Source organism: Arthrobacter sp. Y3221087 (assembly GCF_059089905.1).
In genome coordinates, this window is record NZ_JBNHFE010000001.1 from 1,307,323 (window position 1) to 1,333,129 (window position 25,807).

Below are 25,807 nucleotides of genomic sequence, written 5' to 3' on the forward strand. Positions count from 1 at the left end.
GGCGCGGCTTCCTAATAGAAGCGCTCATTTCTCCAGACACCGTGCCGAATCGAGCCAGGTGCGCCCGCCGTGGAGGGCGACGATTTCACTTGCCGGACCGTTGAAGAATTTCGTATTGCCCGGGAAGATGTTGTCGCCTTCCGTCTCAAGAAGGACCTGCGTACCCCGTTCGGCAGTAATCACGAATTCATCCTCGACGAAACCAGTCGTGTAACTCAGCTCGACCTTCGGGCAGCTTGCGTTGATGCGGTCGGCCTTGTTGATGTACGGGTGCGACTCCGGGCTATCAATGTCGTACATCTCGGAGACGATCTCAGTGTGGCCGAACTCGTCAGTATGTGGACCTGCAGGCCACTGGCAGGATTCGAACGTCTGGCGCCAGATTGGGACAAAGCGGTCCCCGGCAACCGAATCAGGATTCTCGACCTTTGTGGATTCCGGGTTCGATTTCATCCCGAACCGGTCCATGCAGGTGGCAATCTGGTCCCTCCTGCTCTCATCCCTGGATCCCCAGGACTGAGCGAGGTCGGGGACGATACTGAAGAGGGCAGCGCCCAATGTAGCTGCCGCGGCGATGGCGGCAGGTATCCAAATAGCGCGGTGTTCATGCCACCACGCCCGGGATTCGTCCTGTTTCTGTTTAGCTGCCATGGCGGCACCTTTGTCAGCGCGTGTCTCCTATTATGGGCCGGGTCGCGGTGGTGGAGAAGAGTATTAACCCGCATGGTGCCGAGCTAAGTGAGGCCGGGAAGTAGGCTTGAAAGTCCTTTCACAATCCCAAGAAGAAGCTCGATGCTGTCCCCAAGGTCGTCGTCGGACAGATCCACGGATGTGGGCAAGGTGGTCTGCTTTCGGGTCTCAGTGCCGTCCGGCCTCATCTCCCAGTAGGTCGTTGCTTGCGCAAGTCCACGGTTCGCAAGCCAGTTATCGAAAGTTTTCACGCTGCCGACGCCAGAATAGTCATGCACCGTGAGGCTAGAGTTCCAAACGGGGGCTGTTGGGACGCCGGCATCAAAATAGGCATGAGGCTGCCCGGTGAGTCAGGAAAAGGGGAACAAATGAACAGGGACGAATTAGTGTTCGGCGTGGCGGGCAGCACAGCGACTCCTGCAGTGCCGATCACATTGGTCGAGGCCGGTCTTCGCGAACGCGAGCATTTGCAAGAGTGGGTACTGGCGCATCCGGAGATGCTGGGCACTGATGTTCTAGTTATCACCAGTGAGTTCGGCCGGTGGATGTCCCGGGAGGGGCGCGAAGCCGACCGACTCGACGTGCTGGGCCTCGACGCGGACGGGCGACTGGTCGTCACCGAGTTGAAGCGTGATCAAGCCCCGGACTTCGTCACTCTGCAATCGATCAAATATGCCGCTATGGCATCACGGTTTGAGGTAGAGCAGTTGGCCGACGCTTACCTTAACTTTCATGCGCGGGAAGACGACGCACCCACCACAGCAGAGGAAGCATTAGCCGTCCTTCGAACGCACGCACCCCGTCTCTCCTCGGAAACCCTCCGATCACCACGAATCGTTCTCATCGCTGGAAGTTTCCCAACCACGCTGACATCATCGGTGGTCTGGCTCGGCGAACAAGGGATTGATTTCACCCTGATCCAAGTAGGGGCCTACCGACTCGGAGACAACCACCTGGTGACGGTGTCCCAAGTGTGGCCACCCCCTGAGGCTGAGGATTTCGTCGTGGCACCTTCTCGCGCGGAACGAAGCACGAAGACAACGGTCACTGTGCCCGAGGAAACCTGGACCCTGGACGATCTCAAACGACTCACACGCGGAACAGCAAGTCCAACCATCCTCGCCACCATGGATCTGTGCGCCGCAACACCGGGAGAATGGATAGGTGGTGATCAGGTCATGGAACGCACCGGCCGGGAGAAAAACGCTCACCGCGGGGACTATGGAGGTTTCTCCATTACACTGCGCCGTCGATTCAATCGCAGCAACGCCCCCTATGAGATGAACTACGCCGTCGGCGAAACGCCCCAGCAGTACTATCGCCTTTCGCCGGAGATTGCCGAGATGTGGCAGCGCATACGCCAGCCACATGAGCCCGGCGGCACGTTCGAAGAAGAGTGAGGAAAAATGATGACAATTCCGGGCTTGCGGTTTGCAATCTAACCATTTGGGATGCGCGCACGGCAGGGGACATCAAGCAGTTGAAGGTAACACCCCCTGAGGCCGGACGCGATCCGTGGTGCCACCGGACTTCTCCTCCGAGAGAACGGTCTCGATGCCGGGGCCGCCAAGGCGTCCAACTGCCGGGCGAGGTCTTGCTTCACCGTGTGATACACGGCCTATCCAATTTCTGTGCACAAACCGTACCGCAATTTGTCGCTGTGACAGACCAGAGGCGGGGGTTTTGGAAGAACATACGGGACAAAGAGGTATATCCCGATGTGTGGGGGAGTGTCCTACTAGGACTGTCCCAGTTCTAAGCGGCCTAGCGGCGCTGCCGGGCCGTGGGGTATGAAAATGGGGCCTGGTTGGCTTCCCGGCCCTGGTTTCCTGCGGGCGTCGGGTGCATGATGGCCGTGTCTATCGCGGATGACGCCGGATTTCCTTGGTGCCGAGGTTGAGCTCGCTTCTAAGCGTGGTGTGAAGGACTCCCACGGGAACCGTGGATTGTTGCTTCGAGCACGAGTGCTAGATTCCTGAATTTTTCCCTGTCCTTCCCGCGGTAGGCATTCCGCTGCATGTAGGGAAAGCAGAGCAATGGATATTGTGCACGAGCGCGCCGTCAGCATGGATATTTCCAAGCACGACGCGAAGGTGTGCGTGCGGGTCCCGGGAGGCCAACGGGGCCGGTTCACCTCGACGGTCACACCACCTGGGGCTCAACGACGAATCAGATCCTCCAATTACGGTCTTCCTCGAGGAGCAGCAGGTCACAACGGTGGTGATGGAAGCGACCAGTGACTATTGGAAGCCGTTCTACTATCTGCTGGAATCTTCCCTGCCGGTGATGCTGGTCAATGCCAAGGCTGCCAGGAACATCCCGGGACGCAAGACCGATGTTTCCGACGCGTCGTGGCTGGCCCAGCTCGCCGCCCATGGTTTGTTGAGAGCTTCCTTCGTTCCGCCAGAACCGATCCGGGAGCTGCGGGATCTGACCCGGGCCCGGGCCATTGCCGTGCAGGACAGAACGCGGGAGATCCACCGCCTGGAGAAGTTTCTGGAGGGCAGCGGCATCAAGCTCTCCAGCGTTGTGAGCAACCTAACCGGTGTCTCTTCCCGGGCGATGCTCGAGGCACTCGTTGGCGGAGAACGGGACCCAGAAGTGCTGGCGGAATACGCGCAGAAAAGCATGCGGTCAAAGATCCCAGAGCTGGTCGAAGCGCTCACCGGCAGGTTCGGGGAACACCAAGCGTTCATGATCCGAGTGCACCTGGACCAAATCGATCACCACACCAGCGCCATCGCTGCCTACACCGAGCGCATCCAGATGGCCATTGAGCCCTTTCGTGCAGCCCGACAGGCACTAATTCACAATCCCTGGGGTCTCCATTCTGGTTGCCGACGTCATGATCGCCGAGACTGGCGCGGACATGAACATCTTCCCTACCTCGGCGCACCTGGCCTCATGGGCCGGCGTCTGCCCGGGCTCAAACGAGTCCGCTGGACACATCAAATCCACCAGAACCCGACCGGGCAACATCTATCTGAAGGCGGCACTGGGCACCACTGCGCTGACGGCAGCCCGGCTCAAGGACACGTTCCTCTCCCAGAAATACCGGCGCATTGCTGCGCGCCGGGGTCCAAAGAAGGCCCTAGTCGCGATTGAACGCGTCATTCTGACCGCAGTATGGAACATGCTGACCAACGGCGAGGTCTGCACCGACCCTGGCGCCGACTACTACCTCAAGCGCGATCCTGAACAGGCGAGGAGCCGAGCCGTCCGCCAGCTCAAAACCCTCGGCTACGAGGTCAGTCTCACGCCAGCTGGTGCATAATCTCCTGTTAATTTACGTACTAGGAAGTGGAACGGGGCCGTGCAGCGTTTAGGGCACCTTCATCGGGCAGTTTTGCGGGCGGCTTTACGGGAATTATTGGCCCCGTGCCGACGAGGCTTCCTGAATCAGTGCGCAAAGTGCGTGTGGAGGAGCGGCTAACGGGCGCCTTCGCCGGTGGCTCAGCGGGTATAGTTCCCTCGGTCTTGCCGGTACGGCGGGGCGAGCGAGACTGCCACTATCGGGGCGAAGGCTGCCCCAAACCTGTGGCGCCCTTGTTATTGCCCATGGCGCCGTCTATGTGACTAATGAATTTCCCTATCGTGTTTTCAGCTATCTGCTGCTGATCGTGGCCGTGCCCAATGCCGGATGAAGCCACCAGAGCTTCATCTCCAGCTTCATCGCCCTCGCCGAAAGTAAGAATAATGCTAACGGCATCGTTGCTCGGCGAGGGAGATGGGTCGACTCTCACGTTAGTAGTGGACGGGATTCGGAAGCCTGATGGATTTTGAACCGAACATTCACTGATGTCTTTGAGCAACCCTACCCGCGGTTGTCCTCGGCGGATGTCCGCCACCAAACAGTCTTCATCAGTGAATGTAAGAAAGCGCTCGTCATGGATGGCAGCAAAGCCATTGACCAGGTCACCTGATCGGAAGAGCACGCAACGCATAAGACAGAATGCAGGGGAACTGGCCCGATCATCGACGTCGGGGAAGTATCGGCTGAGACCGTTGAGAAGTTGTTCCACACTTTGCCCGACGGATCCATCATCATCGCTATAGTCTTCCTCCGCGTCGTCTTCCTGGCGCCACTTGTCCATCTGCTCCTGCCACTCGTCCATGAGCGCAGAGGGACTCAACCGGAGGTTGTCTTTGAGCAGCTGCATTTGCTCTGCATGTAGGTCACGTGCTGCTGGGGGCCAGTTCCCGGAGCGTCCAAAGAGGTACTCCATTATGCCCAGTAGCGCGGCAGCATGCTGGTCGTAGCTATCCAGGTCGTTGGGATCTTTGGTGTCTCTGGACAGCCGGCTCAGCCTTTGCCACCGGAATACGAACGGCCGGGACGCGCGCCACAGCCGAATGAGTCTGGCCGTCGGATCCGAGCGCACAAAGCCCTCAATACCGAGATACTCCTCCCGCATGACGTGGGGAAGCTCCCCAAGGTCCTCCCCGGTTGCCAGGGCAAGCACCTCAAGGGAATGCAGCCACTTCTGCCACTTCATAGCCTCCCGAAGACCGCCGTCACTGTACGGGCTAAAGTATGGGAGGTCCCGCGCGATGTTGCACTCCTCTCCTGTGAGGACCTTGATTGAATCAACCATGATAATGAGCACCGTGCCGACGTCGATCTTGCTCATCTCACCGGTATACGGTCGGGCCGATAGAGATGTGGCAGCCTCAGTCAGGACGTCAAGCATTCGCTCGTAGTTCTTGGACTTGGCCGCGCGCTGAAACTTCCTGTAGATCAAGTCATCGAGCATCGCCGGGTTGTCGTCGTCCATCATGCTCCAAGGTTAGAGCCTGATTGCACAGCAAATTCCGACCGCGTCTGATCTATCCTCACCAAGGCGGAAGGATGCGGATTGTCCTTCGCGTCTACCTCTCGTATGAAGTCGAACCATCAGTCGTCCTTGCGGCACTCAGCGGCCAGGAGAACCGGGCCGGTGTTGCAGCCCCAAGGAAGTGGGACGGCCGGTAGCGTGCCCGGTGAACTCCCCAGCAAGCCCATCAGGGCCGCTGACTGCGTAACGGCAGACAGAGAGCTCACCAACCTGGGTTCATCAGCACTTGAAATTCACGAATGGGGAATTGTCGGTTCTTCCGACTTTTCGCTTGTCTCCTGCCCAGCATGGGCGCCTATATAACGAAGAAAGCAACCAAGTGTCGGCTACCAGCGCCATCGCGTCAGCGTCAAAACCCTCAACTCCTGCATGGCGAGATCAAGAAAGCCAACCGATGGGGGACCGGTGGGCTTGCAGTAGACCTCACTCCGACATCGTTGGGGGGTGTCCCCTGTCCGGTTGTTCACAGGCGGCGGTTGAAACGGCCGCTAAGGTTAGGGGGTCTAGACGCGCCGATCGGTACTCCTCTGGTCGACGATGGAGCCAGTAATTTGCCGGACTTCCTGGGCGAGGCAGGCGATCATCTTGCGACGTCCAGATGATGATATCAAGCAGCCGCAGATCAGTTGTTTCTCTTATATCCGGGACGGCAAGGGCGACTTCTTGGCGGATATGGGTGAGTTCTGCTTGTTGATGGCGAAGGATGCTGCGAAGTGCCAGCAAGGTCTGCCGTATGCGCTGCCAGCGCGGTTCCTTCCCGGAACTAAATCCATTCCGCGTAAATCCCATGGCCATTGCAACGTAACCATCAAGAACAGGAACGGCCTCGGGCCTATAGAGGGCAAGTACCTTCGTGATCTTGGGAGCCCAGACTCCGGAGAAGCCAAAGCGGCATAGGAACGCGAGACTGTCCACGCCGCTGTCATCCATATTGGCTAGGTCCATGGCGGGCACTGCCTGCAGCCGCTGCACCAACTCCGACCGCAGATCGTGCGTGAAGCCGGCGATATCCGAGACGGACAGCCGTCCGGCCAGCGTGTCGGCCCATAAAAGTGACCAGGGCGCGAGTTCGTCAAAGTGCCCGAGACCCCGGGCCGTCGCACCGAGCATGTCGTACGTGTGCCATCCGCTCGTAGGTTGCGTGCAGAAAGACACCACACGTGCCACTGCATCGCGGGACGGAACGCAGCCTATGCCGTCTGGCATGCCGGGGGAGAGATCAAGGTAGCCTCTTGTGCTCATTGGTGTCCTTTGGGGTTGTTGGTTGGCGCTACTTTTGGGACAACCTACACGACAGTCAGATTAATCAGGACTAGAACAAGTGAGCTCGACTAATTGCGGCGTAATCGTGAAGCTGCCTTGTCCCTTGTTAGTCCGCTTCCTTTTAACGACGATGAGGGAATGGGATTCCTAGATGGTGCTGCAAATGGTTTGAAGCTTCGCTTGGAGGAACTGGGAGTACCACCCGCAATCGCTTTTTCTGTCGGTCAGGTCGCCTACATTGGGCGAAAGAATCGCCCTCAATGCCCCCACTACTTTTCTTTCCGCCCTCGCAGCAGGACATCGACACCCTCGGCCCGTCAGGCAGTGTCGACCAGTAAAAGCCAGGCGAGGCCGGCACCAGGTGCGTTCCCGGCTCCGGCGCGGGCAGAACCTGGCCCGCGTTCCCGGGAGCGGACAATTACCGTTCGCAGGCGATGCCGTCCTTATCCCCGTCCAGTCCGGGCCGGTAACCTGGCTGGCCGGCGTGAAGAGGCGCAGCGCCTGCTGCTTTGGCCGCAGCGCAGTTCGCGTAGTAGTCGGACACGGGTGGTGCGGGGGCGACCGGGGCCGGGGCAACAGGGACAGGGGCCGGTGCCGGAGGGGGAACAGGAGCGGGCGCAGGGGCAGGAGGCGCAGGTGCTGGTTCCGGCGCAGGAGCCGGTGCCGGGGATGGCTGACTCGTGGGCGCAAGCTGGTCCGGGCAATTCCCGAGGACCCGTGCCATGGCATCGTGCTCTGCCTGGGTAACCCACAGGTTGTAGGTCGCTTTCACCGAGATCTGGCGTGCGACGTATTCGCAGCGGAAGCCCGTGTTGGGCGGCAACCATGTTGCAGCGTCGCCGTCACCCTTTTTCTGATTTGTAGGGCCGTCCGTCGCCTGAAGATTTAGAGGGTCGTTGCCGAAGGTCGTCCTTTGCGCCAGGGTCAGTTGTTGGGCGCCCTTCTGCCACGCGTCCCCCAACGCCACAATGTGATCAATCTGAACAGAAGCGCTCGTTGTGGAACCGCGGACAAACTTGATGCTAGTTCCGGTGTAAGGATCAGCGAGAAGGCCCGTCTGGACCTTACAGGGAACGCTGTTGGTGTACGTCACCTGGGTTAGGTCCCGTTTAAGGATGTCGTTGCGAGTATCGCAACCGTTCCGGTCTACGTCGGCCCAAGCCTGGCCGAACAACTCCCGGTCGTAGCCGGTCTTCGGTGCCCGGCCCTTGATGGGGAGAGTAGCTAACAGTTCAATGGCCTTGGTTCCATACGCAGGCTGTTGCTTTGGTGCCGCGAGCTCATCTCCGCCCATCACAGAGGTGGCGCCGTCTGGATCCAGAGGCGCACCCGTATCTACTGGTGTCGGTGTAGTGGTCGGCGTCGGAGTGGGACTCGGCGCTGCTGTCACCGTGACCGTGACAGTGGCGGCAGGCGACGCTTCCGCAATTGTGTCGGTAGGGGAACTGCATCCGGTTATTAGCCAGACGATAGCAGTCAGGACGCCAACGACGCTGTGGGCGTGCAGGACTGAGGGCATGACGACTCCGGAGAAGTAAATGGAGCACCAATGCTATGACTGGCCGAGGCTAAAAGCTAGGTGAAGCTTGACTTTAGAAACCTCCTTTGCACCTAGTTGGCATGAGGGGACGGGATCTGCAATGGCCGAGCTGATCTGTGTTTGGCGCCACGAAAAACTGCACGTGGGCGGCCACGAAGATGCCCATTGACAGCCAGGAGAACGGCCCATGAGGCCACGAGATCTGCCCAGTTCCCTTACTGTCCTGCCGCTTACTGTCCTGCCGGTCTCAAGCGGCGGGGCCTCTGACTTGCGCAGCCGCTGCGGTGAAAGGGCGGCTGCCCTGCCGGTAACCCATCCCATAGCCTGCGGCCGAACGGCTTGAAGAAAAGTCCGCTCATAGGGGGCCTTCCAGCCAGTTTCGTGAGTACCGTTAACAGTGGGCGTTGCGCGAATTCGATGAACACCACTTTCCGGATCCGGAGCGAACAGAACTAAGGGAACCAATGGGCTGGACAACAGGCGGTGAACGAGCGGCGAGAACTAACGCGAAGACGGCCAAGGCCAATCGCGAACATCAGGAACGCCAGCGCGAGCTCAACCGCAAGAACCAGGCAAGGCAAGCTGACGTCAACTGGGAACGAAAACTCCAGGCCGACTTCGCCGCCCGAAACCAGATCCACAAACTCGCGGCCTTTGACACCGAACGGCAGGAAGCTCTGCGGGAGAACCGCCCACCACGCTTCAGAAGTCCCGAGGATGTGCCGGACCTGCAACCGCCTCCGGAGTTGGTTAAACAGCCGAAAAATCTACCGTGGCTAAAGTGGATCGGCATCATTTTTGTTATGCTGCTGCCGATTAGTCTCGCGCGTACGGCTTTCGGTTGGCTTCCTGAAATCATCTACCTCCCGATCCTGGCGGTAGTGGTAATTACCGAGATCTGGGTGCTGCAGCGCATCCGTGCCAAGGGCGACCCGGAAAAGCTCGCGAGCGCCGAGAAATGGAACCCCAAAAAGATCGCCACGAAGTATCTCGCCTGGGCAACCGGGCGCCGCGCTCCCAGTGCCATGCCGCCGCAGGACCCACAGTCGAACCCAGACAAACCCAGCCAATAGTTTGGTGGCGGCGAAAGCACGGCCGAATGGACGGTTGCCCTCGAACGATGACTCCATCCATGACCGAAGCCGCCAGCAACTGCGATGCCATGGAAAAACCATAAAGGAGGCGGCCCAGATACTCAGTGTTAGCTACTCGTCACTGACTTGGGCCCCTCAGCCGGAATGACGGCCCAGAGAAGTTGCAACTGCGCCTACGTAGCCGCGCGTCTAGCTTTAAAATAGCTTCTGGGGACGCCCGGATTGCCGCAGCAGCCAGCATCAAAGGGTTCAGATAGTACTTCCTTCCCAGTCCCTTCAGGAATCCTTGCAGGGCTTCATTCTTGAGGATCTCTTGGAACTGTCTCCTGCTGGATGCTCCAATGAGCTCGGCAAGGCACTCCAGTTGCCCGCCCGCATATTCGCTGAGGACACCGAAATCCTGCCTTCCTCCGGCGGCTTCTCGAGGGTCCGTAATGCTTCTCCTAGAACTGAAGGGTTCGGCGGTTGGCCCGTAAAGCGTGGGTCATTGACGGTGTGGGCATTAGCCCAGGCTGAACCTAGTAGTTCGTAGGTGCGTGGGTGAGGCCCGCGACTGCCCATGAAGGGCAGCAGCGTGCTGGGAGTTGGAGAAAGAAGGGGCTGTCACAGCGGCCTCCGGTTGACCTAATGGGGCCTGCTGCTGGACTTAGTTGAGCTATAGCGCGGGGTTCACCTGTAGTCAATAGCGACCAGGCATCGTCAGGTCCGGTCGGGCCGCCTGTCAATTACAACTGTTTTTGAGGTCAAAATGGCTTTAAGTCGCCCCGCTTGGGGCCAGCTGTCCCGTATGGCTCGCGCAGAACCCTGACTTCGACCAGCAGGGCCTGGAACCCGGTTACCTGAGAATTTACCCTCGTCGTCTCAATTGCCCCGATAAGGAGCGGCAGTTCCCATGAACTTTCGCCTGGCCTCGGCGATACCGTCGGCGGAATGGATCTCGGCCCATGACTTCTTTCGGTCCGTCTGCAGTTCTTCGGGAACCGTGGGCCGCTTGTAAAGCGGTCTTTCCTTTGGCGCAACAGCAGGTGGCCGTTGCTTTTGCGGCGTGCCCTTCCGCGGATCATTCGGGCCCTCCGGTTTCGCGGGTCCGGCCGTAGTTGTCTGTTTCTTCAGCAGCGGGGCGCTGATCAGGGACCACTTTTCTGGCCTAAGGCAGGAGATGAACATTTGGCCGATCAGTGCATCGCATTCCGGGCAGACGAAAGCGCTGTATTCAGCAGCCTTCTTCTTGCTGCGGCGGAGCTTGATGGTGGCCTTTTGCACGTCGGCGCGGACTGCGTGCATCCAGGTGTCCAGCACCGCATGGACGCCAGCATTGCTCTCGTATCGCTTCGTTCCGACCTCACGTTTGACGTCCAGGGTAGGGACCGACAGGTACTGTCGGCCGGGTGTGGAAGGCTCTGCATCCCAGAGGAGCATAGGGTGCTCGCATCTCCAGCATTCGGACAGGGATGCCCAAATGAAGGGACCGTCCTCGGTGAGGACGGTATGCGCTCCGAAAGCTGCCTCGGGCGCCGCGCTATCCATGCTCATCTCCTGGATGCGCTCATTAATGGCCTCCTGACGGCGCCTGGCCTCATCCCGGAGTCGAGCATCGCGCTCCGCTCTTTTCCTGTGTCGTGCAGCCTGGTCTTCGGGGCTGCCGTGGTTCCAGCTGTGGCCGCGCTGCAGCAGATTGTCCACCAAGGTCCCGAGGGTATCCTCCTCCTGGAAGTCACAAGTGACATCCAGGTCCATCAACTTGCCTGGTTCGGCCGGAATCTCCGAGCTCTTCCCAAAGCCTGTTACGACGAGTGGGACGCGGATCAGGTTGTCCTCCAGCCGGCGGGGCACGATCCAGACGGGGAAGAGGCCATCACCGAAGTAGCGCTGGCTCCGGTGCTGGTACTTCGCTGGGCTTTGCGGTGAGAGCTGAACCTCGAAGGCTACGCGGCGCCGGGAGTCATCGGACTCCGCCAAAACATCGATGATCCATTCCCTAGAATCGTGCGGATGCTCTACGATCGCGTGCCAGCCGTCGACGGCGTTGATCCGGTCCCGCAGTGCTCCTTTCATAGCGAGATGCTGTGGCGACTCCCCGCCGTGGTCCACCTTGCATCCCCTCACACTGAGGTGCGCGAAATACTGGGTCGACTCCCCGCGGGGTTTCGCCACGGCACGGATACCGCAACCTGGCAATATCAGCCGCTTTCGCTCCTCGGAATTCTGCAGCTCCAGCCATGACGCTCTGGACAGGTCGTGGCATCGATTCGCTGGCCGTCGAGCAAGGCAACAAGCAGCATGGTCCCCCTTAGTTTTCAGCTCCTTTGGTGCTGGAAGTGATTTCACCACACAGACCCTCCTGTACGGCAACAGACAGCACAGCAGAGAGCTAAGTGACTAGCGTCAGCAGGTGCGGGTAAATCGCAAAATGCGAATACGTCAGAAGTCCGAGCACCCAACCTGTGACCGATCCCATCGTGCCTTGCACATCTTTTTCACGCGAGGGTTCGGACCACTTTTCGTTCAGCTCCTCGGAAAGGTAGAAAGCAAGCACCAAGGGCCCAAAGATCCAGACCAAGAAGCAGGCACCCTCTGCAAGGAACTTTGCTGTTGCGAGCCACCAAGGCTGGCCAGCGGTGTCGTAATCGAACCAGTGGAGATTGACGGCGAAATCGACAAGGAGCATGAAGCACATGGCAAAGGCCATCGTCCCGAGGAGCCAGGCAAAGGACGTGTTCTGGCGGGGTGCGGCGGGTGCGAAACTAGTGCTTTCCCACGTCCGCCCGGGCGTAGCAGAAGGTGCTGTGTGTAGGGGTGCGCGTTTCAAGCGCACTCCCGCCGCTTCGAGTCGTCGTGCAAGCACACCTTCTGCGACCAGGACAAGAAGGTAAGCCAAGAATGAAGTCGCTGCCCACGGCGTGCTTTTGAACATCCAAATCAGATAGGCAACTAACACAAGAACGAGGATATTTAGCAATGGTTTCAAGTAGTCCCCCTTTGTCCGGCGGGTGCCGTGGAGTACGGCCAGGTACGCCCTAGCGTGGCACTGACGGTACCGGGGAGGTTCCCTTTAAAACAGAACTTCCCGGATTATTAACGAGCCGGTATCGCAGCACGTAGACCGCGTGTTCCGTCACGGCGGTGGTGGTGGTCAGAAACGACCCCCTATTGCCGGCTTTTGAGTGCACGGGACGATTTCGGCCTTGCAAGCAATGTCTGTGGGGTTAAGACCACCAGCTGATTCCGCCGTTGATTTCGTCGAGGTCACCACAATGCTCTCCCACAGGGATGAAACCTTCGCCGCGGGCGCGCATGGTTAAAGCATTCGATGACATCACCCAATTCTGCTGCCAAGGGGTGTCCTTGCCACGCCGATGCAGTTCAAACATGACCGTTCGCTGACTTTGAGGGGAGCCTGGATTTTTTGGTTCCTCAATAGATGCGGATAGGTGCAGCGACTCTTGCCGCGCCGGAGTTATTCAGAATCAGGTTCGATTCGCTTTAGGACTCGAAGCAGTAGATCTGCCAAGAGGATGACTTCGGCAGCCAGAGTAGCGTCGTCATAGCTCACACGGCGGTGGCTAGAAGGATTCTTGAAAAGCCCAATCGCGCCGGCAAAAAGGTTCATTTGAGCTATTGATTCACCCCTATGGAGTGAATTTCTCCAGAGTGGCCCACCCACGCGGAAAGCTTGGTTCATAAGATCGACACCTAGCTTGTCGTCGGGTAGTCCTGCGGTGCGCCGGACAGCAACTTCTACTTCTTTCATCGCCGCGAAGGCCGCTATATCGAAATCGCCGCGTAGGAACTGTGGACGCGCCTGATACTCCAGCTCAGGCACCAGATCCACGTCGAGCCGTTCCACTGCTCGCAGATATGGCAGGCCGATCTCAAGCGCCTCATGTCCGCGGCGCGTGACCATGACTGCATGGGGGCTGGTCTGACTGGGGTCCATAGCAACAAGAACCTTTGAATGAAGCCACTGCCACGCCTCGGTCAGGGCTGCATCTCCTGGTGAGCCGCTACGCAACTCCGTAGCTTCACGCATGAGAAGCATCCAGTTGCGCCAGTCCCGGGTATTAGTGCGAACGGCATCTGCTAAGACTGCCAACCCGAGCTCATCGAGGGAGACAGATGCTAGCTCCGATTCCGTCATATTCCTTATATCCACAGCAACCTCACTATCTAGAGTGAGCACACTGTAGCCGGGAACACAAGAATGCCTAGCGCCAAGATGTATCGCCCCGGATCCAAGATGGTCAATAACGACCGTTAGATGGATGTTTTCTTGCGCCAAAAGGGACTATCCCCGCTACTGCACAGACCGGGCCTCATCTAATCCAAAGCGAGGAGCATTGCGATGGAGAAGATAGCAAGGGCGCCGACCAGGACATACTGACCTGTCCTGAAATCCCTCACTGCCGCACGAAGCCTTCGCACGGCTCCCTGTTTCGTGGGCTGTTCTGACAGGTCCGCGAACTTTGTACCTAGCTTAGCGGGGCCATGCGCGGCTCGAAGTAGGAACCAGAGGCTTACCAGACCGCCTATGGCGGCCACTAAAACCAGCCATCCCGGGGGCACGCCCAACAGAACCGGGAGCTGCGTAAAGGTCGTAGGTTTGGCGTCCTTAATGATCAAGGTCGCGAGAACGGCTGTAAAGATAGAGCCAACACCGTTACGCCAAGCCGCTGCACGATCCCGCACATCTTGGGTTGCTTGTTGCACTTTTTCTATAGAAATCTTGTCATAGTCAGGTTCCGTCGTTCTGAACCTGCGGCTTTGCCTAGAGCCGGAGGGTGGTTCAGGCTTCATCTCGTCCGCCGGAAACAGGTTGTTTTCCGCAGCGGGTGGTTCAGCATCTTTGATTTGGTCTTGAGTCATCGTGCGTTCCCCTTCGCAACATGCCTATCCAAAAAACGGGTTCACCGGGGAGTGCTGTCATGGTTGGGCGTCTAGGCGCGCCGACCTGCCACATCGCACAACGATCGTTTCTGCTTCTGGGATATGAGCTTCAGGATGGCGATCAATGCTTAGTCGCGGACCTGACCAGGCTTGGCCGTAGTACGGCCGACCTTGCGGACATTGTCACAGTGCTGGGTCAGCGGGGGCTAGGCTTCCGTTCCCTGGCTGAACCTTGGCTGGATACGACCAGCGCGTACGGCAAGCTCATCTTTGACATGTTCGCTTCCCTTGCAGAATACGAACGGTCGCGGCTGTCGGAAAGAACGAAGCTGGGCTGGCAGCAGCTAAAGCGCGAGGTCGCCTCGGCGGCCGTCCTCGCTCGATGACGCCAGGAAACTCGAAACGGCCCGGCAGTTGCGCAGCGAAGGAAAGACTTTGAAGGAAACGGCTGAGCGACTCAGCGTCAGCGTTTCATCTTTGACGCGAGCTCCGAGCCGCCCGGACAGATAGTACGTGATGTCACCAACAAGATCCCAAGAGTCGTGAGACGACCTGGGTAACAGTGAGCTTTCACCCTGGCAGCTAATCTGGCCGGTTATACTGCATGCCATCTCCAGCATGTACACAGACAGCCGCAGGGAGGTGGGGCCGCTTGATGATTGACTGGCAAAGGGAGGGTCGACAGTCGGAACGGTGCAGTCAGGCAGGGTAGGATCCATATATGGGAAAGGGGGGTCCGGGGTGAAGCCACGTCGTTTCGCCGTATCTCCTGATGTCCTTATCTGGGCTCGGAATTCTGCTCGTCTCGCGAGTGCGGAAGCCGCTCGACGCATTGGGGTGCCTGAGGCGCGTGTTGAGCAATGGGAGCGCGGCGAGGTTGAACCCACCATTAACCAGCTCCGGCATGCCGCCGAGGCCTATAACCGGCCGTTGGCTGCACTGTTTCTTCCAGCTCCGCTCGAGGAAGAGGCTGTTTTCGACTTGCCGGACTTTCGCCGGCCGGAAGCAGAAGGGGAGGAATCAGCTCCGCTCAGGCGGGCGATCCTACGTGCAAAGAGCCAACAGGAAGCTCTTCAAGACATCAGAGATGAACTCGGGGATGTGGCGCTTCCGCCGCTTCGCATTGTTGAAATTGATCGTAGCGATGCTGAGCACGCTGGCCAGCACCTGCGTGATGATCTCGGTTTTGACGAACTGCCGGCACGTCTATGGTCTCAGCCCGAAGAGCTATTGCGAGAGCTTGTGCGCCGCGTTGAAGAGCGCGGATACCTGGTCATCCAGGTTCAGCGCGTCCCGGTGAGCGAAATGCGAGGTTTTTCGATCGCGGCGGAACTAGCGCCGCTGATCGCTATCAACGGTGCCGATTGGCCTCGGGGCAAAGTATTCACACTGCTGCACGAGCTTGCTCACCTCGGTCTACGACATAGCGGACTGTGCGATCTCAGTCGTCAGTCGTCCGTTCCTGAAGAGAGATTCTGTGACCAGGTCGCCGCAGCCGCTCTGATGCCCAGCCGAACATTTCGATCGATAGCGCAAAGGCTCGCTACCAAGCCAACCTCCTACGCCGACCTTCGAGACCTGTCAGACCGATTTGGGGCAAGCGCTGAAGCCGGCCTTATCAGGATGATCCACCTCAAGTTAGCGACCTGGGATGACTACTCCATGCTGCGCGGGGAATTCCGCTCGGCGTATGACCGGCATAAGCAGGACGAGAAGGATGCTAGATCGGGTAAAGATGCCCCGATCTACTACCAGCTCAAAGTCCGCGATCTCGGTCGTCCATTCATTGTGTCTATGATTCGCGCGCATAACGAAGGCGCACTCAGCTCCAGAGACACTGCCCGCCTGCTTGACGTCTCGTACGACAAGATTCCAAAGCTCATCGAACGAGTCGCTTCAGCGGAGGTTCTCGCGTGACCGCATTGACCTATTCACTCGACACCAGCGCGCTAATCGATGGTGTCGAGCGTTTCTACCCTCGCCGGCATTTCCCGCAGTTGTGGGAGCGTATCGACGCCCTGATCTCAGATGGTCGCCTCCACATCTCTGAGGAAGCATGGGCAGAGGCAGTCGCAGTGGATGCTCCGGTTCGTGAATGGTGCGAGGAAGAAGGCATGGGTCGTGAGCAAAGCATGTATCTTACGACGGCTGCAGTTGCGGCTGTTGCCGGCGAGATTGGCGCAGCCTTCCCCCAGTGGTCGACTCAGGGTGGTAAGAACGGTGCCGACCCGTTCGTAATCGCCGTCGCAGAGGTCGAATCCGGGATGGTCATTTCAGGGGAAACCAACGGTGGCCCTGCCAAGCCTAAAATTCCCTATGTATGTGCTCAGCGCCAAATAGGTCACGGAAAAATCATCGACCTCATTCGTGCCGAGGACTGGATCATAGGATGAGTTTGCACATGCCAGCTGGATCTCTGGGCGGTCTGCGATCCAGGAATTTGGCGTTAGCCTTCAGCTCTGTCCCTGATGCGCCGCCAACCCACAATCCCCATGGAGATTCGCGCAATCCTATGTCTGACGCCGACGAGCACAGGGAAGGCTAAGTGAGCGCTGCGGATGCGCATCATCGATAACATTAATGCGGTGCTCGGCGAAGATCTTAAAGCAGAGATTCGCCCTGGGTCGAAGCTACGTATCGCCGCTTCTACTTTTTCCATCTTCGCCTTCGAAGCGCTCCGAAAGGAGCTAGAACAAGTTTCCGAACTTGATTTCATTTTCACTTCGCCCTCCTTTGTGACAGCCCAAGCCACTGACCGACTACCGAAAGAACGACGACAGTTCTTCATTCCTCAGGCCCGAAGCGGCGAGTCGACCCTGTACGGGTCTGAGTTTGAGATCCGCTTGCGGAACCAAATGACGCAGCGGGCGATCGCTCGGGAATGCGCTGATTGGATCCGCCGTAAAGCCCGGTTCCGGTCGAACAAGACTGGTGCGCCGATGCAACAGTTCGCGGTTACTAACGGCAACGCTGTCTACCAGCCCCTCCAGGGGTTCACGTCGGCTGACCTTGGTTATGAGCGCGGTGATGCCGTTTCCAACTTCGTCACCAAGCTCGACGAGGCCCCAATGACCACGCAGTACGTTCAACTATTCGACCAGATCTGGCATAACGCGGAGCAGCTGACCGACGTGACTGACGCTGTGCGTGAGCACATCGAAAGTGTCTACGTAGAGAACTCCCCGGCACGGATCTATTTCCTGATGCTTTACAACGTCTTCGCGGAATTTCTCGACGAGATCAGCGAAGATGTGTTGCCCAACGATCGTACGGGCTACCAAGACACGAAAATCTGGCAAAGTCTCTACAACTTCCAGCAGGACGCTGCTACGGGGATCATCAACAAGTTGGAGACATACAACGGTTGCATACTTGCTGACAGCGTAGGACTTGGTAAGACCTTTACCGCGCTTGCCGTCATTAAGTACTACGAGTTGCGCAACAAGTCGGTGCTGGTGCTCTGTCCTAAAAAACTCGCTGAGAACTGGACGAACTACAACGCCAACCTCACGACCAACATATTCGCCAGTGATCGCTTCAACTACGACGTACTGGCCCACACCGACCTGTCCCGCACTCGTGGTGAGTCTCTCGGACTGAGGCTCGATCGGATCAATTGGGGCAACTACGACCTAGTCGTTATCGATGAGTCACACAACTTCCGCAACGCGGACTACGCAGAGGAGAAGGAATCACGTTACCAACGGCTCATGCGGCAGGTGATCCGAGAAGGCGTGAAGACAAAGGTGCTGATGCTGTCGGCTACCCCGGTGAACAACCGGTTCAATGACCTGAAGAACCAGCTTCAGCTGGCGTACGAAGGTGAGTCGGATAACCTCGCGCAACAACTGAACCTGTCCACTACGGTTGAAAAGGTTTTCAGCGACGCCCAGCGGGTCTTTAACGAATGGTCCAAGCTTGACCTGGAGAATCGGACGACAGACCGGATTCTCCAGATGCTTGATTTTGACTTCTTCGAACTGCTCGATTCAGTGACAATTGCCAGGTCGCGCAAGCATATCCAGGCGTTCTATGACACTTCCGAATTCGGGGCGTTCCCGGAGAGGTTGGCGCCCAAGTCCGTCCGGGAGCCCCTGACTGATCTTCCGGCGGTCCCGAGCTTTAACGAGATTTTCGAGCAACTCCAGGAACTCACTCTCGCGGTGTACACGCCTTTGGCGTATGTGTTCCCCAGCCGGATCAGCAAGTACGAGGATCTATACAACGTCACCATAGGCAACGCCCGCTCAAATATCGGTCAGAAGGGACGCGAGCAAGGCCTCAAGAAGCTAATGACCGTTAATCTACTCAAGCGACTGGAAAGCTCGGTTGATGCCTTCCGGCTAACAGTCGGCAAGATCGAGGAAACAGTTGACCGTACCCTTGCTCGCATCAGCTCACGGGGGTCCAACTTGAACGATCTGAACGCCGACCTGACCGACCTCGATCTCGACGATGAGGACGATGCCGATGTCGAAGCGCTCTCCTTCGGAGAAAAGATCAAAATTGACTTCGACGATGTCGACATCGAATCTTGGCGCAGAGATCTGTGGAATGACCGCGAAACTCTGCGTGAATTGCTCGATGAGATGCGTAAGGTGCACCCCGACCACGATCTCAAGCTCCAGAAACTCAAGCATTTGATAACTGAAAAGGCGGCCAACCCCATAAACGCCGGCAACCGCAAGGTGCTCGTTTTTTCGGCTTTTGCCGACACTGCTGAATATCTGTACCGCGAACTGGCGCCTGCCCTCGCCAATGCGGGACTGGAAACGGCCCTCATCACAGGCGGTAACGGTGCAAAGACAACTTTGGGTGGCGGATTCGACTTTCAGCAAATAATGTCGCTGTTCTCTCCCCGTTCAAAGCAGCGCCACCTCACAATGCCCGAAGAAACCCGTGAGCTCGACGTGCTTATAGGTACGGACGTCATTAGCGAGGGCCAAAACCTCCAGGACTGCGACTACCTGATTAACTACGACATCCACTGGAACCCTGTTCGAATCATCCAGCGCTTCGGCCGCATCGACCGCATCGGCTCCAAAAACCAATTCATCCAGCTCGTGAACTTCTGGCCAGACATCTCCTTGGACGAGTACATCAACCTCAAGGAACGCGTCGAAAACCGCATGGTCATCGCCGACATCGCCGGCACCGCTGATGACAACGTTCTCACCCTCGAAGACGTTGACGCTGCCTTCCGAAAGGAGCAGCTCCGCAAACTCCAGGATGAAGTCATCGAGCTTGAAGACGTGCGAGCCGGTGTCTCCATAACGGACCTCGGGCTCAACGACTTCCGAATGGACCTTCTCGGCTACATCAAGGAATATGGCGATCTAGCCAGCGCACCTAAGGGCCTCCATGCTGTCATCCCGTCCGACCCAGACAAAGGCCTAAGACCTGGGGTGATATTCGCACTACGCGATGTCAATGGAGACGAGGATATAAACCGCGGAAACCGCCTCCACCCGCACTATCTGGTCTACCTGGACGATGACGGCAACGTTATCGCCGATCACACCGAAGCTAAGCACCTGCTCGATCTACTCCGTGCTGGTTGCCGCCCTTATGACCAACCCGTCGCTGATGTAGCCCAGGCTTTTAACATGGCAACCGGTGATGGCGCGGAAATGGGAAAGTACTCCGAGCTACTAACAGACGCGATCCACTCAATGATTGATGTCGTCGAGGAGCGCGACATCGACAGCCTTTTCACCGGGGGGCCCACTACCGCTCTTACCCAAACCATTTCGGGCCCACAAGACTTCGAACTCATAGCTTTCATCGCCGTTGTTGACCGTAACTTAGCGGAATCGCAGTATGGCTGACCTGCTGTACCACTGGCCAGTCGCAGCCAAGTTCGGTAGTCGCGTTCCTAAAGAAAAGTTCTATGCGCACGGCACCGTCAGACCTGCTGTGCGGGAAGACTTTGTCGCGCAGGTCCAACGTGTCATCTGGGCCTACAAGCTGGCCGAAGCTACCATCAACCTCCCCAGTGACGCCGCGGTTCCAGAGGTACAGGTGTTCCAGATTGACTCCAAGACATGCGACATTTCAGAGCCGGTCTTGGCAGCGATCGATAAAGCCATTCAGTTCCCCATTATTTTCGAGATCCACCGAGGAACGGATGTCAATCGGGAAGTGCGTATGGTGGCGGCCCACAAGCAACTCGGCGGGGGAGCGCCCAAGCTCAGCCCGTACTACTCGACCGCTTGGCAGCCGGCCGACGTCCAACGGCAGCCACTTCCGCCCGCAATCGCCCTGTCTGCCCTTTATACCGCCCTCTTGGCGCCGCTGGTTCCGGTAGCGATGCGGCCAGGCGAGGAAGTGTCGGAGGTCGCCGCCCGCCTAAAGACGGTAGACAAGCTGGAGCGCGAGATCGCGGTGTTACAGCGAAAACTCCGCACCGAACCGCAGCTTAACCGCCGTATAGAGCTACGCCGCACTCTTAAAAAGAAGCAATTAGAACTCGAACAACAGAGGTAATCCGTGGAGAAACTGCGCATGACATCACCCGACCTGACAAAGGCCAATATCAATAAACTTGCAGAACTATTCCCCACGGTTATCACTGAAAGCGCCGATAACGCGGGGAAACTTGTACGTGGCATCGACTTCGACTTGTTGCGGCAGGAACTTGCTGACTACCACGTTGTTGACGGACACAAAGAGCGCTATCAGCTGGATTGGCCCGGCAAGCGCGCCGCGGCGTTCACTGCCAATGCCCCTGTTGCTAAGACCCTCCGACCTGATCGTGAGACGTCCGTCGAATTCGACACCACAAAAAACCTCTTTATCGAGGGTGACAACCTCGATACCCTAAAGCTCCTCCAAGAGTCTTACTTGGGCAAGATCAAGCTCATCTACATCGATCCGCCATATAACACCGGCAATGACTTTGTTTACCCGGATTCATTCGCGCAGAGCACGGAGGACTACCTTCGCGAGTCGGGGCAATCCGACGAGAACGGTGTGCATCTGGTTACCAATGCCGAGTCGAATGGGCGGTATCACTCTGACTGGCTGAGCATGATCTATCCGCGGCTGAAGCTTGCCAGATCGCTCCTAACTGAAGACGGTGCCCTTTTCGTGAGTTGCGATTATCACGAGAGCGGTAATCTACGATCTATTCTGGACGAAGTATTTGGCCGCTCAAACTTCGTCGCGGAATTGATCTGGCAGCACAGCGTACAGCCCAAGGGATATACAGACACGGTGTCCGTGCATCACAACACGATTTTCTGCTATCGCCGCGGCGAGGGATTTGCGCTTCAGCCATTGGAGCGTACTGCGGAACACAACAAAAACTACCGAAACCCGGACAATGACCCGCGCGGTCTATGGAGAGCAGGGGATGTCCGCAACGCACTTTACAGGCCAAACCTTCGTTACCAACTAAAAACCCCAAACGGTAACCTCATCGACCCACCTGAGAATGGTTGGCGTTGGAGCCGGGAGACCATGCAGGCGAAGATCGAAAGCGGCGAGATCGTTTTCAATTCTGATCAAACCTCAATCACTAGAAAGATCTATCTCGATACGCTTGAAGGCCGTGCCGTTGAATCACTGTGGCTAGGCAGTGAAGTTGGCACCACACGAGAAGCGGCAAATGAGGTCAAAAAGCTCTTTGACGGCAAGGCAGTTTTTGACACTCCTAAGCCCACGAGGCTTATCGAACAGCTGCTGTGGATAGCGGGCGTGTCTGACGGAGACGTCGTAATGGACTTTTTTGCCGGGTCAGGGACCACTGCTGATGCAGTCCTTCGTGCCAACGCAAAGGATGGGAAGGATCGATCCTGGATACTCGTGCAAATCCCGGAGCCTCTACCTATCACCAGCGAGGCCTCGAAACAGGGTTATAGCGACATTGCTGAGCTGGCTCGCGAGCGGGTCCGTCGTGCAGGTCTTCGCATCACCGAAGAAGCTGGGCTGACGGCAGAGCACCTAGACACAGGGTTCCGAGCCCTGACAGTAGACACTTCAAATATGGTGGATGTCCTCCGGTCACCCGATGAGACTGAGCAGCTTGCCCTTTCGGACTTTGAGAGCAATATAAAGGCTGATCGGACCAGCGAGGACCTGCTCTTCCAAGTGTTGCTGGACTGGGGGCTCGAACTAACCATGTCAATCAGGATCGAGACGCTTGCCGGCCAGGAGGTTTTCATCGTCGAAGACAGTGCTCTTGTCGCGTGCTTCGATGAACATGTCACTCCAGACCTAATCCGCGCTATGGCCAAGCGCGAACCACTTCGTGCTGTTTTCCGTGACTCCGGCTTTGTGTCCGACGATGCGCGGATCAACGCTGAACAGATCTTTCATGAGATGTCTCCAACGACCGACGTGAAGGCAATCTGATGGGCATGAAGCTCCAATTCAAGGTACAGCCGTACCAAACCGATGCCGTTGACGCTGTAGTTGATGTGTTCGAAGGCCAACCTAGGCACGACGGCATCTCCTACCGGGTTGATCCCGGGCGACACGAAACGGGACAAGAATCCCTATACGCGGATTCGGGCCTCCGCAACGCTGAGGTGGATCTCAGCGAGGCGCAGCTCCTTGAAAACGTCCGCAAGGTACAGCGGTCGCGAAACCTCCCGCTCTCGGCAAAGCTTATCGAGAGCAAAGCCGCTCCAGGAGCTCCTAGCTTAACGGTCGAAATGGAGACAGGAACGGGCAAGACTTATGTCTACATCAAGACCATCATGGAGTTGTACAAGCGCTACGGCTGGTCCAAGTACATCGTCGTCGTTCCTTCGATCGCAATCCGTGAGGGCGTGAAGAAGAGCTTCGATGTAACGGCTGAACATTTTCAGCAGCTGTACGGCACCAAACCACGCTCGTTCATCTATAACTCGTCGCAGCTGCATGAGCTTGAACGGTTCAGTTCGGACGCAGGCGTGCAAGTGATGATTATCAACATCCAAGCCTTTAACGCGACGGGGAAGGATCAGCGACGGATCTACGACGTGCTCGACGACTTCCAGTCCCGAAAGCCCATTGATGTCATCAAGGCTAACCGCCCCATCGTCATCATTGATGAACCACAACGTTTTGGAGAAGAGTTCGACACCAAAACTGGAAAACCGAAGAAGGCGTCCACTTCGATAGGTTCACTCGCGGAGTTCAACGCGCTACTGGTTTTGCGCTACTCGGCGACACACAAGCCACATCACGAGTACACCAAGGTTCTTCGGCTGGACGCGCTCGATGCCTACAACCAGAAGCTGGTCAAAAAGATCTCCGTCCGGGGCATCACCGTAAAGGGTCTAGCCGGTTCGACCGCCTATCTCTACCTGGATGCGGTAGAGGTAGCAAGAGGTGCGAAGCCCCGCTGCCGAATAGAGCTTGAGGTGCAGACCAAAGCCGGTCTAATTAAGCGAGTAGTCAAGCGCCTTGAAGCTGGTGCAAACCTGCACACCGTCTCAAACGGAATCGAAGCCTATAAAGGACTCTTCATCACCGATATCGATGCGAATCGTGACGTGATATCGCTAAGCAATGGTGATGTTGTCGTTGCAGGTCAGTTGGCCGATAGGGACCTAACAGAGGAGACCAAGCGGCGCATCCAGATTCGAGAAGTCATTCGCGCTCACTTAGACAAGGAAAGAGAGCTGTTCATCCAGGGCATCAAGGTGCTCTCCCTATTTTTCATTGATGAGGTCGCCAAATACCGCGACTACGACCGTGCAGACACCTTGGGTGACTACGCCCGTATCTTTGAGGAAGAGTACGGGCGTATCCGGGATGAAGCGCTCGGGGAGCTTTCCATCAACAGCGCGACGGCTGCCTATCAGGAATACCTTCAACGCGATGACGTGCGCGCCATACATGAGGGGTATTTCTCAATTGACAAAAAGACCAAGCGCCAAGTGGACAGCAAGGTAAGCGTCCGCGGTGATGATAAGGGCCAGTCCACAGACACTGACGCCTACGATTTGATTCTGAAAAACAAGGAACGGCTGCTGTCCTTTGTGGAGCCTGTCCGTTTCATCTTCTCTCACTCAGCACTACGCGAGGGGTGGGACAACCCTAATGTTTTCGTCATGGGCATGCTAAAAAAGAGTGACAATACAGTCTCCCGCCGCCAGGAGATCGGTCGCGGCCTGCGCCTAGCGGTGGATCAGCATGGTGAGCGCATGGACAACCCCGTCACCGTGCACGAGATCAATGAACTAACTGTCGTTACCGACGAGGCCTACACTGACTTCGTCGCTGGCCTTCAGAAGGAGATTTCCGAGTCGCTCGCTGCTCGGCCTCGCAAGGCAAGCGTTAAGTTTTTCACGGGCAAAACCATCCAAACGCCGTCTGGTGATCTGGTGGTGCAGGAGGATATTGCGCAGGCCCTGTATAGGTACCTCATCAAAAATGACTACCTCGCTGACGACGACACCATCTCGGAGACCTATAAGCAAGCTAAGGAGAACGGCACACTTGCAGAACCGTCTTCGGACGTGCTCCGCCCGGTTATCGAGTTCCTCATGCCCCTCGTCGATTCCTTGCTTTCTGACGTCGCCGTGATTGGTGAGGACGGGCGGAAAGCGAAGAGAATTCCGCTAAATGAAGAAAACTTCGCGAAGAAGGAATTCCAAGAGCTCTGGGCACGGATTAACCACAAGGCCGTGTACCAAGTTGAGTTCGACTCAGACGAACTGATCTCCAAGTGCATCAAAGAGCTCGACAAGCATCTAAACGTAGCAGCGATGCAATATGTTGTTCAGGCGGGCCAACAGCGCGACTCGTTGCAGGCGGACGATCTCGCGAACGGTGTTGGCTTCAAGGTTTCGACGACTGAAACCCACGTTGAGTCCGTTAGTTCAGGGTCACAAGTCAAGTACGACCTGCTCGGGGAGATCACCGAAAAAACTAAACTCACCCGCCGAACCGTCGCTTCTATCCTGCGAAGCGTTGCACCCGGCACCTTCGCCAAGTTCAGGATTAATCCAGAGCAGTTCATCACCGAGGCTGCACGATTGGTCAACGAGCAGAAGGCAACCGTCATTGTTGAGCACCTGACGTACGACGCGCTGGAGGACCGCTTTGACTCGGCAATCTTCACCGAGAGCCAGACGAAGCAGGATCTTACGCATGCAGGTGGCAAGCTGACTAAACACATATATGACTACGTTGTCACTGACTCCAAGGTTGAGCGGGCATTCGTGGACGAGCTGGACACGAGCAAGGAGGTCGCTGTGTATGCCAAACTCCCACGAGGGTTTTTCATCCCCACCCCCGTCGGTAACTACAACCCGGACTGGGCTATCGCCTTTACGGAAGGTAGCGTAAAGCACGTGTATTTTGTTGCTGAAACTAAGGGATCGCTATCTACGCTGCAGCTGAAGGGCGTCGAAGACGCGAAGATTGAATGCGCCCGTAAGTTCTTCACCACCGTGAACACAAAGAACGGCGAGGACGTCAAGTATGACGTGGTCACGGACTACGGTCAGCTTATGCAGATCGTAGGAATGCCGACGACGACCGGTTGAATGGGTATGTCAACGAGC

Annotated in this window: 20 protein-coding genes and 1 pseudogene; 12 read left to right on the forward strand and 9 right to left on the reverse strand. The window is 57.3% G+C overall.

Translation table 11 applies throughout. From position 1 onward, the window contains the following. Positions 1-24: 24 nt before the first annotated feature. Complete coding sequence (locus tag AC5RUO_RS06200; RefSeq protein ID WP_494103073.1) at positions 25-651, reverse strand: hypothetical protein; 627 nt, start codon at positions 649-651, stop codon at positions 25-27. Positions 652-1,058: 407 nt separating this feature from the next. Between AC5RUO_RS06200 and AC5RUO_RS06205 the strand changes: the two genes are divergently transcribed. Both AC5RUO_RS06205 and AC5RUO_RS06210 read left to right on the forward strand, forming a co-directional pair. After that, positions 1,059-2,090 carry a hypothetical protein gene (locus AC5RUO_RS06205; protein ID WP_494103074.1) on the forward strand — a complete coding sequence of 344 codons (1,032 nt, stop codon included), beginning with the start codon at positions 1,059-1,061 and terminating at the stop codon, positions 2,088-2,090. A 636-nt stretch (positions 2,091-2,726) separates the two neighbouring features. Beyond that, positions 2,727-3,964, forward strand: a pseudogene (locus tag AC5RUO_RS06210) (IS110 family RNA-guided transposase). Between the two features lie 235 nt (positions 3,965-4,199). Here AC5RUO_RS06210 and AC5RUO_RS06215 read toward each other — a convergent pair. Further along, positions 4,200-5,468 carry a hypothetical protein gene (locus tag AC5RUO_RS06215; protein ID WP_494103075.1) on the reverse strand — a complete coding sequence of 423 codons (1,269 nt, stop codon included), beginning with the start codon at positions 5,466-5,468 and terminating at the stop codon, positions 4,200-4,202. A 71-nt stretch (positions 5,469-5,539) separates the two neighbouring features. Here AC5RUO_RS06215 and AC5RUO_RS06220 point away from each other — a divergent pair, with 71 nt between their 5' ends. Further along, the gene (locus tag AC5RUO_RS06220) at positions 5,540-5,662 is read left to right on the forward strand and encodes a hypothetical protein (protein WP_494103076.1); all 123 of its coding nucleotides are present in this window, start codon (positions 5,540-5,542) and stop codon (positions 5,660-5,662) included. A gap of 286 nt (positions 5,663-5,948) precedes the next feature. Here the strand turns inward: AC5RUO_RS06220 and AC5RUO_RS06225 are convergent, their stop codons facing one another. Both AC5RUO_RS06225 and AC5RUO_RS06230 read right to left on the reverse strand, forming a co-directional pair. Further along, entirely contained in the window at positions 5,949-6,767 is an 819-nt protein-coding gene (locus tag AC5RUO_RS06225; protein ID WP_494103077.1) for a DUF6308 family protein, read from the reverse strand. 439 nt (positions 6,768-7,206) lie between these two features. Further along, positions 7,207-8,307, reverse strand: coding sequence for a GmrSD restriction endonuclease domain-containing protein (locus AC5RUO_RS06230; protein WP_494103078.1), 1,101 nt, complete (start codon positions 8,305-8,307; stop codon positions 7,207-7,209). Between the two features lie 485 nt (positions 8,308-8,792). Between AC5RUO_RS06230 and AC5RUO_RS06235 the strand changes: the two genes are divergently transcribed. Further along, positions 8,793-9,401, forward strand: a complete 609-nt coding sequence (locus AC5RUO_RS06235; RefSeq protein ID WP_494103079.1) for a hypothetical protein — start codon at positions 8,793-8,795, stop codon at positions 9,399-9,401. 882 nt (positions 9,402-10,283) lie between these two features. Here AC5RUO_RS06235 and AC5RUO_RS06240 read toward each other — a convergent pair. The 5 genes from AC5RUO_RS06240 to AC5RUO_RS06260 all read right to left on the reverse strand — a co-directional run bounded on the left by AC5RUO_RS06240 (position 10,284) and on the right by AC5RUO_RS06260 (position 14,285). After that, positions 10,284-11,753, reverse strand: coding sequence for a competence protein CoiA family protein (locus AC5RUO_RS06240; RefSeq protein WP_494103080.1), 1,470 nt, complete (start codon positions 11,751-11,753; stop codon positions 10,284-10,286). Positions 11,754-11,793: 40 nt separating this feature from the next. Further along, positions 11,794-12,390 carry a hypothetical protein gene (locus AC5RUO_RS06245; protein ID WP_494103081.1) on the reverse strand — a complete coding sequence of 199 codons (597 nt, stop codon included), beginning with the start codon at positions 12,388-12,390 and terminating at the stop codon, positions 11,794-11,796. A gap of 238 nt (positions 12,391-12,628) precedes the next feature. Beyond that, the gene (locus AC5RUO_RS06250; RefSeq protein ID WP_494103082.1) at positions 12,629-12,793 is read right to left on the reverse strand and encodes a hypothetical protein; all 165 of its coding nucleotides are present in this window, start codon (positions 12,791-12,793) and stop codon (positions 12,629-12,631) included. A gap of 86 nt (positions 12,794-12,879) precedes the next feature. Beyond that, entirely contained in the window at positions 12,880-13,560 is a 681-nt protein-coding gene (locus tag AC5RUO_RS06255) for a TIGR02391 family protein (RefSeq protein WP_494103083.1), read from the reverse strand. A 179-nt stretch (positions 13,561-13,739) separates the two neighbouring features. Beyond that, positions 13,740-14,285 carry a hypothetical protein gene (locus AC5RUO_RS06260; RefSeq protein ID WP_494103084.1) on the reverse strand — a complete coding sequence of 182 codons (546 nt, stop codon included), beginning with the start codon at positions 14,283-14,285 and terminating at the stop codon, positions 13,740-13,742. A gap of 59 nt (positions 14,286-14,344) precedes the next feature. Between AC5RUO_RS06260 and AC5RUO_RS06265 the strand changes: the two genes are divergently transcribed. The 8 genes from AC5RUO_RS06265 to AC5RUO_RS06300 all read left to right on the forward strand — a co-directional run bounded on the left by AC5RUO_RS06265 (position 14,345) and on the right by AC5RUO_RS06300 (position 25,789). Continuing rightward, entirely contained in the window at positions 14,345-14,692 is a 348-nt protein-coding gene (locus AC5RUO_RS06265; RefSeq protein ID WP_494103386.1) for a recombinase family protein, read from the forward strand. A gap of 28 nt (positions 14,693-14,720) precedes the next feature. Beyond that, positions 14,721-14,816 carry a hypothetical protein gene (locus tag AC5RUO_RS06270; RefSeq protein ID WP_494103085.1) on the forward strand — a complete coding sequence of 32 codons (96 nt, stop codon included), beginning with the start codon at positions 14,721-14,723 and terminating at the stop codon, positions 14,814-14,816. A gap of 231 nt (positions 14,817-15,047) precedes the next feature. Then, a complete protein-coding gene (locus AC5RUO_RS06275) occupies positions 15,048-16,223 on the forward strand; it encodes an ImmA/IrrE family metallo-endopeptidase (RefSeq protein ID WP_494103086.1) in 1,176 nt (391 codons plus the stop codon). After that, entirely contained in the window at positions 16,220-16,699 is a 480-nt protein-coding gene (locus AC5RUO_RS06280; protein WP_494103087.1) for a DUF4411 family protein, read from the forward strand. The genes AC5RUO_RS06275 and AC5RUO_RS06280 overlap by 4 nt, the downstream gene beginning before the upstream one ends. Positions 16,700-16,864: 165 nt before the next feature. Beyond that, positions 16,865-20,134, forward strand: a complete 3,270-nt coding sequence (locus AC5RUO_RS06285) for a helicase-related protein (RefSeq protein WP_494103088.1) — start codon at positions 16,865-16,867, stop codon at positions 20,132-20,134. Continuing rightward, positions 20,127-20,792: a DUF4391 domain-containing protein gene (locus AC5RUO_RS06290; protein ID WP_494103089.1), complete on the forward strand. Its 666-nt coding sequence runs from the start codon at positions 20,127-20,129 to the stop codon at positions 20,790-20,792. The genes AC5RUO_RS06285 and AC5RUO_RS06290 overlap by 8 nt, the downstream gene beginning before the upstream one ends. Before the next feature lie 18 nt (positions 20,793-20,810). Beyond that, entirely contained in the window at positions 20,811-22,661 is a 1,851-nt protein-coding gene (locus AC5RUO_RS06295; protein ID WP_494103090.1) for a site-specific DNA-methyltransferase, read from the forward strand. Next, complete coding sequence (locus AC5RUO_RS06300; RefSeq protein WP_494103091.1) at positions 22,661-25,789, forward strand: type III restriction-modification system endonuclease; 3,129 nt, start codon at positions 22,661-22,663, stop codon at positions 25,787-25,789. Before AC5RUO_RS06295 ends, AC5RUO_RS06300 begins: the two co-directional genes overlap by 1 nt. Positions 25,790-25,807 lie beyond the last annotated feature (18 nt).